The 12,655-nt window shown below is 67.6% G+C and carries 10 protein-coding genes; 7 read left to right on the top strand and 3 right to left on the bottom strand.

The window, feature by feature from the left end:
• Window positions 1-512 precede the first annotated feature (512 nt).
• The 3 genes from AACX88_RS01280 to AACX88_RS01270 all read left to right on the top strand — a co-directional run bounded on the left by AACX88_RS01280 (window position 513) and on the right by AACX88_RS01270 (window position 4,540).
• Window positions 513-2,450 carry a DUF222 domain-containing protein gene (locus AACX88_RS01280; protein ID WP_339391282.1) on the top strand — a complete coding sequence of 646 codons (1,938 nt, stop codon included), beginning with the start codon at window positions 513-515 and terminating at the stop codon, window positions 2,448-2,450.
• A gap of 83 nt (window positions 2,451-2,533) precedes the next feature.
• On the top strand, window positions 2,534-3,730 hold the full coding sequence (locus tag AACX88_RS01275; RefSeq protein ID WP_339391281.1) for an MFS transporter: 1,197 nt from the start codon (window positions 2,534-2,536) through the stop codon (window positions 3,728-3,730).
• A 9-nt stretch (window positions 3,731-3,739) separates the two neighbouring features.
• Entirely contained in the window at window positions 3,740-4,540 is an 801-nt protein-coding gene (locus AACX88_RS01270) for an enoyl-CoA hydratase-related protein (protein WP_339391280.1), read from the top strand.
• A gap of 109 nt (window positions 4,541-4,649) precedes the next feature.
• Here the strand turns inward: AACX88_RS01270 and AACX88_RS01265 are convergent, their stop codons facing one another.
• Window positions 4,650-5,282, bottom strand: a complete 633-nt coding sequence (locus AACX88_RS01265; RefSeq protein ID WP_339391279.1) for an NUDIX hydrolase — start codon at window positions 5,280-5,282, stop codon at window positions 4,650-4,652.
• A gap of 239 nt (window positions 5,283-5,521) precedes the next feature.
• Here AACX88_RS01265 and cls point away from each other — a divergent pair, with 239 nt between their 5' ends.
• A complete protein-coding gene (gene cls / locus AACX88_RS01260; RefSeq protein WP_339391278.1) occupies window positions 5,522-7,009 on the top strand; it encodes a cardiolipin synthase in 1,488 nt (495 codons plus the stop codon).
• Between the two features lie 133 nt (window positions 7,010-7,142).
• Here the strand turns inward: cls and AACX88_RS01255 are convergent, their stop codons facing one another.
• Window positions 7,143-7,769 (bottom strand): hypothetical protein, encoded by a 627-nt coding sequence (locus AACX88_RS01255; protein ID WP_339391277.1) that lies wholly within the window; start codon window positions 7,767-7,769, stop codon window positions 7,143-7,145.
• 284 nt (window positions 7,770-8,053) lie between these two features.
• Window positions 8,054-9,073 carry an agmatine deiminase family protein gene (locus AACX88_RS01250; RefSeq protein ID WP_339391276.1) on the bottom strand — a complete coding sequence of 340 codons (1,020 nt, stop codon included), beginning with the start codon at window positions 9,071-9,073 and terminating at the stop codon, window positions 8,054-8,056.
• A gap of 210 nt (window positions 9,074-9,283) precedes the next feature.
• Here AACX88_RS01250 and AACX88_RS01245 point away from each other — a divergent pair, with 210 nt between their 5' ends.
• From AACX88_RS01245 to AACX88_RS01235, 3 genes are all read left to right on the top strand, one after another.
• Window positions 9,284-10,462, top strand: coding sequence for a CaiB/BaiF CoA transferase family protein (locus AACX88_RS01245; protein ID WP_339391274.1), 1,179 nt, complete (start codon window positions 9,284-9,286; stop codon window positions 10,460-10,462).
• A gap of 246 nt (window positions 10,463-10,708) precedes the next feature.
• A complete protein-coding gene (locus AACX88_RS01240) occupies window positions 10,709-11,497 on the top strand; it encodes a DUF5819 family protein (RefSeq protein WP_339391273.1) in 789 nt (262 codons plus the stop codon).
• Window positions 11,487-12,638, top strand: a complete 1,152-nt coding sequence (locus AACX88_RS01235; RefSeq protein WP_339391272.1) for an HTTM domain-containing protein — start codon at window positions 11,487-11,489, stop codon at window positions 12,636-12,638. Before AACX88_RS01240 ends, AACX88_RS01235 begins: the two co-directional genes overlap by 11 nt.
• Window positions 12,639-12,655: the final 17 nt, after the last annotated feature.

Here is a 12,655-nt window from a genome sequence, read left to right as displayed (position 1 = left end):
CCCTCAGCGGCAGCGGGGGTCGAAAGCGGCCGAATGATCGCAGCCGGCTGATGTGCTCGCATCCGAGCCTAGACCGCCGAGGCGGTGATTTCAGGAAAGGTCGCCCTGAGTTCACGTGAACTGGGGGAATTCACGGGTGCCGCCCGGTTCGCGGTGGGGCGGCCCGATGAAGATTACGTGTTCCGACGGCGGAAGGGCGGGGAACCAGGTTCGTCACCTGCGGCGATGCTCTTGCGTCCACTGAAGTGTCGAGTGAACGAATTCAGAGTGGAAGAAAGATCGAATAAATTGGGAACAGACTATTGTGCAGATCACATTCAAGGAGTAGAATCGGACCAACAACACAGACGTTGGCAGGCGGATCAGGAGTCATGACACTCACCCCGGACAGGCAGCACCCAGGCGACGACAGTCGTGCCTCGGGGCCGCGCAGGGGGAGGGGTGCGCCGGGTCGGGGGTCGCGCCGAGCGAAGCGCGCGGACGACCGGTCGTCAACGTTCGACCAGCCGTCGATGTTCGATCAGCTCAGGGATGCCGGCTTCGATCTCACCGGCCACAGCCTCGCGGACCGGTTCGAGGAGATCCCTGCGGTGTCCGACGACCTGCTCGAGGAGGAGCCCGGAGAGGTTGTCGGCGTGGAGCCCGAGGAGGTTGCTTGCGGCGAATCGTCTATGGACAGGCCGCGCGTCGACGATGCGGATCCGACCGGAACGAACCTGCCCGAGGCAGACGGCGCGGAACCCGCGACGATGCCGGACACCAGGCGCCTGAGTCGACACTCGATGATCAGTGACGAGGAATGGTCGGCGCTCTCACGGTTCGCCCCTGAGGTGCTCGACGGCATCACCGGGCTCACGACGCTCAACGAGGAGCTGCGCACCTTCGAACGGCCGATGGGGCCGGAGGAAGCAGTCATGCTCACCGACGCCCTCGAGGCGCTCGACCGCGTCAATCGGTCGCTGTTCGCGGTGACCCTGGCCGTCTTCGAGCGTGTCGGCACCCCGACTGACTTCGGGGCCAAGACGACGAAGTCGCTCATTCAGAACCGTCTCGGCCTTACTGGAGCGGAAGCGAATCGTCGCACCGAACTCGCGAAGAACTTCGGCGGTCGGGTCGACATCACCGGGCAGGCGATGCCGCCGCTCAATCCGACGGTCGCGAACGGGCTGCACGACGGGATGCTCTCCGAAGGGCAGGCATCGGTCATCGCCGAGTGCATGAAGCGCCTGCCGACCTGGGTCAGCGCCGAACTCCGTGCGGAGACCGAGGCGAAGCTTGTCAGCGAAGCGCGCAAGGTGCGGGTGTCGGACATCAGGGAGATCTTCCAGCGGATGCTCGACATCATCGACCCGGACGGCAAGGAACCTTCGGAGTCACGAGACCGCGACGACTACTGTGTGCACCTCAAGGCTCGACGCAACGGCGATTGGGATCTGTCCGGCCGCCTCGACCCGATCACCGGCGGTCTCCTCAACGGACTCCTCACTTCGAGGATCGAGTCGTGCCGCACCAAGGACGCGAAGACCGGCGGCACCGGGTCGCAGGCCGGCGCGGAACAAGCCGGCGGTGCGGTGTCGAATGGTGCTGCGGCGGCTGACGGTTCCAGCGCAGCAAACGGCTCTACGGCACCGGGCGGCTCGGCCGCAGCAGGCAGAGTCTCTGCGGCCGACGATCTCGCGGCAGCAGACGGAGCCGACGCGTTCGAGGTCTTCGACGCGGTTCTCTCGGGACAGCGCTTCGACGCCCCGATGTTCGCTCAGGACGGCAGCGGTGCCGCCCTCGACGGACGCGGGCAGCCGATCGAGGGCACCGCCGCCTACGGAGTCCACGAGGACGGGACCCAGGTGAGCACCGTCGACGCTCAGCCCTCGGCGAGGCGGTGGATGTACGAACGCTTCGCCTCCCTCGTCGGCAAGATCGAGATGACGCGGCCCAACTCGGGTGCACGCTACTCCCTCGTGGTCACGGCCAAGGCCGAAGACCTCGCCGCAAGCACGGGAAGGGGGAAGACCGGCACGGAGAACCCGGTGCCCATGCAGGAACTCACTTCTTCGGGCCTCAACGGACGTGTCTTCTTCCACCTCATGAGCGACCAGGCGAAGACGGTGCAGGTCGCGACCGAGAGGCGCTTCGCCGACGAGAAGCAGACGGCCGTCATCACGGCCCGTGACCAGGGATGCACGTTCCCCGGGTGCGATTCTCCACCGGGGTGGTGCGAAGTGCACCATATCGTGCCGTGGGCCAACGAGGGCCGCACCGACATCAACAACCTCACGCTCGCCTGCGGTGCCCACCATCACCTCATCGACCACTCCGACTGGCACGCGATCATGCTCATCGACGGACGACCGGCCTGGGTGCCCCCTGCCTCGATCGATCCCGAGCGAAAACCCATCCTGCACGCGCGCTTCATCGCTCAGCAGATCATCGACACGCTCTTCGACCCGTGATCGTCGCGGCAGTGTGGGCTTTCCCCGACTCGCCCTGCGGACCGGTTTGAGTCCGCCGCCGCTCGAGGCATACCGTGAGCCTCATGACCGACGGCGAGCCGAACGCGACGAGCGACCGGCGCACCGTCGTCGCAGTCTTCCTTGCCGGAGTCGCGGTCTTCCTCGTCCTCTACGAGACCCAGGGCCTCATCCCCGCGATCCGCGAGGCCTACTCGATCGACGCACCCACCGCCAGTCTCACCGTCTCGGCGACGAACGTGGCCATGGCCTGCTTCCTCATCCCCTTCTCCCTGCTCGCCTCCCGCATCGGGCACGCACGCCAGATCGCCGCCGGCGTCATCGTCGCCGCCGTCCTCGCGCTCATCCTCCCGTTCATGCCGAGCGCCGAACTCCTCATCGCCGTCCGCTTCCTCCAGGGCATCGCGATCGCCTCGGTGCCGGCCACAGCCATGGCCTACCTCTCCCTGCGCCTCTCCCCGTCCGCACTGCCCGGGGCGATCGGCGTCTACATCGCCGGGAACACGATCGGCGGACTGAGCTCCCGACTGCTCACCGGACTCGCCGCCGAAGTCCTCGGCTGGCACGGCGGCCTCGCCTTCACCGCAGCCGTCTCCCTCGCCCTCGGACTCATCGTCGTCTGGCTGCTGCGCCGTGACCTCACCACCACCGCCCCGAAACGCCGTGTCGCACACGAGGGACAGCCTCGGCGATCACCCATCCCCCTGAGCCACGGACTGTGGGCGATCTACCTCACCGGCTTCCTCTGCATGATCGTCTTCGGCGGATCCTTCACGATGCTCGGCTCCCGACTCCAGCGCGATCCCTGGCAGCTCAGCGAAGGCGCCGTCGCCCTCTTCTTCCTCATCTACCTCGTCGGCACCGTCGTCACGACCTACTACGGCCGCCTCGCGCTGCGCTTCACCCGCACCCGGCTCACCCTTATCGGCATGGTCGTCGCGATCATCGGCGCCGTCCTCACCCTGGTCAACTCCCTGCCCGTCATCGTCATCGGCATGTCGCTGCTCACCGGCGGGTTCTTCCTCGGGCACACCGGCGCATCGGCCGCAGCGAGCGCCGCCCGACCGGGAGTCGACACGACGCGCTCGGCCGCCATCTACCTCACCGTCTACTACCTCGGCACAAGCCTCGGCGCGTGGCTGTCCGCGGTCCTCTTCACCGACTACGCGTGGCCGGGCGTCGTCGTCATGTGCGTGACCTCCCTCGCCGCCGTCGTCGTCCTAGTAGGGTTCACTCAACGCCACCGATCATCACCTTCCTGAGGAGCACCGATGCCCCACGCCGCACACCGAACCGTCGTCTGGGAGACCCGCGACGGCGTCGCCCACGTCGAGATCGACCGTGCCGAGAAGCTCAACTCCCTTACCCATGAGGTGTTCGAAGACCTCGTCGAGGCGGGGCTGACGCTCGCTGAAGACCCGGAGGTCCGCGCCGTCGTCATCTCCGGTCGGGGCCGCGCGTTCAGCGCCGGCCTCGACCTGTCCGAGATGGCCCGGATCGCCGAGGCGGGTCCCGGAGGCGTCGATGTCGGAGACCGGCTCGGTGCGGCTCGGGCGCTCGCCCAGAAGGCCGTCCACGTGTGGTCGCTCGTCGAGGTGCCCGTCATCGCCGCTGTCCTCGGCCCGGCGCTCGGCGGCGGCATGCAGATCGCCCTCGGCGCCGATATCCGCGTGGCCGCCCCGGACTCGCAGTTCTCCCTCATGGAGATCAAGTGGGGCATCATCCCCGATATGTGCGGCACTCAGCTGCTGCCGCGCCTCGTCGGCCCGGGAATGGCGAAGAAGCTCATCGTCACCGGAGAGGCGATCGGCGGTGTCGAAGCCCAGCGGATCGGCCTTGTCGAAGAGCTCGCCGACGACCCGGTCGCCCGGGCTCTCGAGCTTGCCGCGGAGATCGCGGCGAAGTCCCGCACCTCCCTCGTCTGGTCGAAGCGCCTCGTCGACCTCTCGTACGCCGAACCGCTCGAGGTCGGCCTCGACGCCGAACAGGAGGCGCTGTCCGAACTCCTCGGATCGGATGAGCAGCGACGCGTCGTCGAGAGCCGGCTCGCCGAACTGCGCGCCCGCCGCTGACATTCGCGCGGACGCCGACAACCGGGCAGACGCTGACAGCTGAGCGACGTCGACGGCTGGGCGGCGCTGGCGGCTGAGAGCCGCTGACGGCCGAGCGACGCTGCCGTGCTCAGCGTTCCTGATGCTCCGGATGCTCGGGGCGGATGACATCGATGGTCCGCTCACCGGCTGTCGCCACGGCTGCCGAATCGAACTGTGCGAGCTCGCTGAGCAGGACGAACGTCGGACGCATGAGCATGAGGTCACCGGCCGCCGCGGAGGCGAGGATCGACGTCACCGGCAGCCATTCGCTCGTATGTGCCTCGGTGGTGAGATGGCGGGGCGCGTCCGCCTCCTCGGCGGAGACGATGTAGAAGTACGTGTCGAAGCGCTTCGGCTGGCCCAGCGGGGTCACCCAGTTCGCCCACGGTCGCAGCAGGGACGGGTCGAGGACGGCCCCGGTCTCCTCGGCGACCTCACGCACTGCTGCGGCGAGCAGGACGCGCCAGCCGGCATCCGCCTCGGCGATCGTCGACTCCTTCCACGCGTCGACGTGGACCTCGGGATCGGCGACTTCGATGCCGTTCGCCGCCTCGGAGTCGACCGGATCGACTCGACCGCCGGGGAAGACGACGGCGTCGGCGGCGAAGTCCATCGTCGAGACCCGGTGCTGGACGAAGACCTCGAGCCCCTCGCCGCCGTCGCGGAGCATGATCACGCTCACGGCGGGGCGGATGGGAACGGTGGTCGGATCGACGCTCATCGTGGCGGCACCTTCGGTCGGGGGACATATGGTCTGGCCTCCATTATCGTGCCCGCCTGACTTCGGCAGCGATCAGGGGAGCAGACCGAGGTTCCCCCACGAGCCCAGGCCGAGCGTCGATGAGGAGGTGATCGGTCGCCGCAGCAGAGGTCCCACACCAGGTGTGGCCGGGCACGATACGATGAGGACGGACAGCGGCAGAGCATCCGGCGAGGACCGGAGGGACGAAAGCGAGCGGCGTGGAGATCTATCCCCTCTTCACCGTCGACCACGGTTGGCCGAACTGGCTGATCGTCATCCTGGTCTTGGTCGATCTCCTCATCCGCATCGTCGCGCTCGGCTGGATTCCGCACAATCGCCGACCGTCCGTCGCCCTGGGCTGGCTGCTCGCGATCTTCCTCATCCCCTACGTCGGTCTGCTCGTCTTCCTCCTCCTCGGGTCCTCGAAGCTGCCCAAGCGGCGGCGTGACAAGCAGACGCTGATCAACGACATCATCCGCGAGGAGTCGAACGACCAGGCGATCATCGGCGACCACAGCCACCTGTCGGAACCGCTGCTCACCTCGGCCCTGCTCAACTTCGACCTCGGCGCCCTGCCGATGACGCACGGCAACGAATTCGCACTCCACACCGACAACCATGAGTGCATGAACGCGATGGCCGACGCCATCGACGCCTCCCACGACTACGTCCACTTCGAGTTCTACATCGTCGCGATCGACGGTACGACGAGGCGGCTCTTCGAGTCCCTGCTCGCCGCGCATGCCCGCGGGGTGCGGGTGAGGATCCTCATCGACCACCTCGGGTCGATCGGCTATCCGGGTTACTCGGAGCTGGTCAAGAGGCTCGACTCATCCGGTGTGCCGTGGCGCCGGGCCCTGCCCATCCGTCCGTGGAAAGGCGAATACCAACGCCCTGACCTGCGCAATCACCGCAAGATCCTCGTCGTCGACGGCACTGTGGCGTTCACCGGTTCGCAGAACATCATCGACCGTTCGTACAACAAGCGTCGCAACCTGCGGAAGGGCTTCCAGTGGAAGGATCTCATGCTCGAGTGCACGGGTCCCGTCGTCGACGAGCTCGATGCGGTGTTCACCACCGACTGGTATTCGGAGACGGATGAGCTCTTCGACGAGGCGGCCCGTCTCGAACTCAGAGCGCCGCAGCGCGGGGGAGCGATGGCTCAGGTCGTGCCGTCGGGTCCCGGCTTCGAGGACGAGAACAACCTGCGGCTGTTCAACCACCTCATCTACAACGCGAACCGCACGGTCGTCGTGTGCTCGCCCTACTTCGTCCCCGATGAGTCGCTGCTCCATGCGCTGACGACCGAGTCGCGGTCGGGAGTCGACGTGCGCCTCTACGTCGGTGAGACGAGCGACCATTGGCTCACCCACCGGGCCCAGCAGTCGTACTACGACGAGCTCGTCCGGGCGGGCGTGCGGATCTTCATGTACCACGCCCCGACCGTGCTCCACTCGAAGTTCCTGCTCATCGACGACGACGTCTCGATCGTCGGGTCCTCGAACATGGACGAGCGGTCGTTCGCGATGAACATGGAGGTGACGATGTTCATCGTCGACAAGGAGTTCACGGCGCGGATGTACGCGCTCGAGGCCGAAGAGTACGCGCCGAACTCCGTCGAACTCGACGCCGAGTCCTGGCGGAACCGGCCTCTGCGGAAGAAGTACATCGAGAACGTCGCGAGGCTGACGAGCTCGCTGCTGTAGAGGCTGCGTCGCAGGGGTTCGACCAGACGACGACAGCGGCCGTCCCGATCGGGACGGCCGCTGTCAGGTTCGGCCCGCTCAGCCGCAGGAGTCCTGCGGCTCAGTCACAGGAGTGCTGCCGGGGCACAGGGCCTCAGTTCGTCGCCGAGGTGGTCGGTCCTTCGTCCTCGATCGACCGTGACGGATCGGTGATGACGTCCTGGGCCTTCTTGGGTGCCGGCGTCGGCTTCGGGGCAGGCTTCGGCGTCGAAGCGGCGGGCTTGGCATCGGCCGACTTCGGCGTCGAGCCAGCGGGCTTCGCAGGGGCCGGTTTCGAGTCGGTCGTCTTCGCAGCGGCGGGCTTCTGCGCGGGAGTGCCAGATCTGGAAGTCGCCGAAGTGCTCGCCCCGGAGGTCGATCCGGGCACTGTGCTCGTTGCGGCACCACCGGCCGAGGTCGCGGACGAACCGGATCCGGTGGTCGACCCCGACGTCGATCCGGACGCCGAACCCGAGGCCTCAGAGGTGCCTGTGTCCTCGTCGCCGTCGAGTTCCTGTGCCGCGGCGGTGACCTTGTCGGTCGCTGACTGCACGGCATCGGCGACGGCCGGAGCCTTCTCGCGGATCGACTGGTTGGCCTTGTCGACGGTCTCCTGGACCTTCGGGTCGGTCCACAGCTCCTGCAGCTGTGCCTTGAGCTTCTCGTAGCTCTGACGGCCGGTGCGCGAGCCGAGGATGTACCCGACTCCCAGTCCGGCCAGGAGAATCAATCGCTTCTTCATGGTCGTGCTCTCCTCTGCTGCGTCGACTGCTGTGAGGGACGGAATGTGTCCTGGACCACCAGCCTATACCGAGATTCTGGACGAACGATGATGCTCGTGTGCCCGGTTTCCCTCATATCGGTCGAACCGCGTCACGGCAAGTCCCCTGACCGCTATCGCCCGCGTGTCGGCGATGCTCTGCGAAGCGTCGGCGACGCCCCGAACACCGCCGGTGCCACCGCGAACTGGGTTGCCGACACCCCGAACGGCGCCGCCGGCACCGCGAGCACCGGCGGCGACGCCGCTCAGAGGCTCGGCTGCTGCTGCGTGATGCAGTGGATGCCGCCGCCGCGGGCGTAGAGCTCGCGGGCGTCGACGCCGACGACCGTGCGACCCGGGTAGACGGTCTCGAGGATCGCCTTCGCCTCGGCGTCCATCGGATCGTCGAAGGTGCACGCGATGACTCCGCCGTTCGTCACGAGATGGTTGACGTAGGAGTAGTCGACCCAGCCCTCTTCGTCCTCGAGGATCTCCGGTGCCGGAATCGGGACGACCTCGAAGGGCTTGCCGTCGGCGGTCGTCTCGTTCGCGAACAGCTCCTTGACCTCTTGGCTGAGCGCATAGTCGGGATGGTCGGGGTTGCGCTGGTCGTGGACGAGGACGACGCCCGGGCTCGGCATCGTCGCGACGATGTCGACATGCCCCCGGGTGCCGAAGGTCTGGTTGTCTCGATGCAGGCCGCGGTCGAGCCAGATGACCTTCTTCGCCCCGATCGTGCGCGCGAACTCGGCCTCGACGTCCGCCTCGGTGAGGCCGGGGTTGCGACCCGGATCGAGCTGGACGCTGCGGGTCGCGAGCACCGTGCCCTGCCCGTCGACGTGGATGCCGCCGCCTTCGTTGCGCAGCGACGAGGAGATCACGGGCACCTCGGCGCGGTCGGCGACGAAGCGGCCGATGTGCTCGTCGTTGTCCCACTTCGCCCATTCCTGCGCGCCCCAGCCGTTGAACACCCAGTCGACGGCGGCGAGCCGGCCCTCGTCGTCGATGACGAAGCTCGGCCCGATGTCGCGCATCCACGCATCGTCGAGTTCCGCGGTGACGATCTCGATGTCCTCGCCGAGGTGGCGGCGGGCATGGTCGACCTGCGACGGGGAGACGACGACGGTGACCGGGGTGAACCGGTGCGCCGCCTTCGCCACGGCAGCCCAGGTGGTCCGTGCCGCCTCGGCCTCCTCCTCCGAGGTGCCCAGGGCGTAGCCGGAGGACGGGAACGCCATCCAGATGCGGTCGTGTGCGGCGGTCTCGGCCGGCATGTGGAACGTCATCGTCTGCCCCTTCGATGGTGCTGGGATCCCAGGCGGGGATCGGTGCTGGTTGTGCTCCCGAGTGTAACGAGCCGCGACGGCGCGGGCGCAACTGATTTCGCACCGCAGGCAGGCGGTGACCTTCCGTATAGTCTGACGGAGGATAGGCGACGTTCGGGTCGATGGAGACGAACGGGACGCCCACGCAGTTCGCGCCGAAGGGAGTCGCACGTGGATCAGGGGAGCACAGCAGGGGCCGAGGAGCTCTTCGCCAGAAGCGGGACCGGGCCGCTGTCCGGGATCCTCGTCGCCGATTTCTCCCGCGTCCTCGCCGGTCCCTACGCGACGATGATGCTCGCCGACCTCGGCGCCACGGTCATCAAGGTCGAGGGCCGGACCGGGGACGACACCCGTCACTGGGCGCCGCCTCGGCGAGGGGACGATGCGACGTACTTCCTCACGGCGAACCGGAACAAGCACTCCGTCGTCCTCGACTTCAAGGATCCTGAGGATCTTGCGCTCGCCCAGGAGCTCGCCCGCCGCGCCGACGTCCTCGTCGAGAACTTCAAGGCCGGAGGGTTGGCCAAGTACGGCCTCGACTACGAGACCGTCCGCGAGTCGAATCCGAGCATCGTCTACGCCTCCGTCACCGGGTTCGGCCGCGACAATCCGCAGCCCGGCTACGACCTGCTCATCCAGGGCCTCTCGGGCTTCATGAGCGTCACCGGCACCGAGGAGTCGGGCCCGGTCAAGGCCGGCGTCGCGATCGTCGACGTGTTCACCGGCCTGCACACCACGGTCGGGATCCTCGCCGCCCTCGTCCACCGGGCGGAGACGGGCGTCGGCCAGCTCGTCGAGACGAACCTGCTGTCCTCGGCGCTCTCGGGGCTGGCGAACCAGACCTCGGCCTACGTCGCCGGCGGCGTGACGCCGCGGGCGATGGGCAATGCGCACCCGAGCCTCTACCCGTACCAGCCGATGCCGACGAAGCAGGGCCAGATCATCATCGCCATCGGCAACGACACCCAGTTCGCCCTCCTCGCCGAGGTGCTCGGCCACCCCGAATGGGCCGCCGACGACCGTTTCGCCCAGGCCGCGAACCGCAACGTCAACCGTGCCGAACTCGAGCCCTACCTCGTCGCGGCACTCGCGCAGAGGACGAACCAGGAGTGGTTCGAGGTGCTCTCGGCCGCCGGACTGCCGTGCGCCCCGATCAACACGATCGCCGAAGGCGTCGACCTCGCGGCCCGGCTCGGCCTTGATCCCATCGCCGAGGCGGGCACCGGGGACCGGGTCATCCCCACGGTGAGCAACCCGATCCGCCTCTCCGAGACCCCGCCGAGCTACGATCTCGCCCCGCCCGCACTGGGGCAGAGCACGGACCTCGTCAAGGACTGGCTGCGCAGCTGAAGCGGGGGTGGCTGCGCGGCTGATGCAGGACTGGCTGTGCAGCTGATGCAGGGGTGGCTGCGCAGCTGAAGCGGGCGCTGAATCCGCATTCTCATGCGGAATCAGCGGTGCGGATCCGGCGGACTCCAGTAGCCTAGAGCCTGTGTGATTCCTGAACAGGTGTCTGCCCACGGGTGACTCCCGGCCAGGTGACTCCCCGGACTCGGGGCGATCGCACGGACCCACCGTTGCCCACCTGGAACTGAGATGGACGAGAAGACGACCCCGGCGAAACGGCCGAACCCCGTGCTCAAACGCACGATCATGGTCATCGCCATGGCGATCACGGGTTTCCACCTGTTCGCGACATTCCTCTGGATCGCTCCGTCGTCGACCCTGCGCGAAGTCATCCCCGGCGACCTGCTCTCGAAGTACATGATCCCGATGTGGGGGCAGTCGTGGAGCGTGTTCGCGCCCGAGCCGATCAACGGCGACTACTACTTCGACGTCCGTGCCGTCGTCTCGACGCCCGACGGCGGGGAGACGACGACAGACTGGGTCCGGGCCACCGACGTCGAGATCGACCACTCGAAGTACAAGCTCTTCCCGCCGCGATCGGCCGGCCTGGGCATCGGCGTCGCCTCCGATCTCAAGGGCTCGTGGGAGGACCTCAGCGACGACCACAAGGCGATCGTCGCGCTCGACTACTTCAAGGGCGACGACTCCGTCGACCGCCTCGAATCCAAGCTCGCGGAGTTCGACGACCCCGACGGCGCGGTCGCCGGCTATCTCGAGGACGAGCAGGTGGCGACCCGGTACGCGACGCAGGTGGCGCTCGCCGTCTGGGGCGATGACGTCCAGCGGGTGCAGTACCAGGCGGCTCGGCAGAACGTCGTCCCCTTCGCCCAGCGCAACGACAAGGACGCCGAACGCCCGGCTATCCAGCCCGTCCCCGTCGGCTGGAGGGCACTGTCCTTCGCCGAGAACCAGTCGAACGAGGAGTTCGCCGAGTACTTCTGCTCCTCCGACACAGTGAGGTGCGTCGATGAGCAGTGACGACAGGCGCGCCGAGGAGACAGCGCCGACGCTGACGGCGACGACCGACCACCCTGACCGCGCCGAGGCGACCGAAGCCGCACGCGCCGACGTCCCGACCGACGGGGGCTCGCTCGTCTCCCGGGCGGTCGCGAAGCTCGGCCGCGGCTGGGCCTGGCTCGAGGAGATGCTCACCGGCCGCTACCACGCGACCTACGGCCTGGCCGTGACCCGCATCCTCATGGGGGTTGCCGGCCTCGGCCTGCTGCTGACGAACTTCGCGGCCCGCAACTACGCCTTCGGGGTGGGGGCTGCCTGGAACGGCGAGATCGCGGCTCCGAAGAGCGACTTCCCGAACATCTGGCTGTTCTCGCTCTTCCACCGGACGGTGACCAACCCGCCGCTCTACACCGCGCTCATCGTCGTGCTCGGGCTCCTCGCGATCACCGTCATCCTCGGCTGGCGCACGCGCATCATCCTGCCCTTCTACCTCATCCTCTGGGTGAGCTTCATCGAGCTCAACGACAGCGCCGGCGACCAGGGCGACAACGCCTACCGCATGTTCCTCATCGCCCTCCTCTTCGCCGACACGACCCGCAGGTGGTCGCTCGACGCCAGGCGCCGCCGGAAGCGCAATCCCGCCTTCCCGGAGACGGACGGCGGGGAGTTCCGCTGGATCCTCATCATGGCCAACAACCTGGCGATCGTCGTCCTCGCCTTCCAGGTGTGCTCGATCTACATGTCCGGCGGCCTCTACAAGGCCGGCGGCACCGCGTGGCAGCACGGGTTCGCCGTGTACAACCCCCTGCAGACGCAGCAGTTCGGCACCTGGCCGGTCCTCTCCGACCTCGTCACAGCCTGGGGGCCCGGCGTCGTCGTCATCTCGTGGGGTTCGATCCTCTTCCAGGTCGCATTCCCGTTCATGCTCTTCAACCGGTGGACCCGCGTCGTGGCCCTCATCGGGATCCTCTCCTTCCACCTCGGCATCGCCCTGCTCATGGGGCTGCCGTGGTTCTCGCTGACGATGATCGCCGTCGACGCGATCTTCATCAAGGACCGCAGCTTCGAGAGGTTCGGGGCGTTCCTCCGGCGCTGGTGGACCTCGACCCGCGGGGCACCCCAACGCCCTGACACCGCAAGTCGCAGCGTCCCAACGCCCTGACACCGCAAGTCCCAACG

This window comes from Brevibacterium metallidurans (assembly GCF_037101285.1).
Classification (GTDB): domain Bacteria; phylum Actinomycetota; class Actinomycetes; order Actinomycetales; family Brevibacteriaceae; genus Brevibacterium; species Brevibacterium metallidurans.
This window is presented reverse-complemented; position numbering and strand designations above follow the sequence as displayed.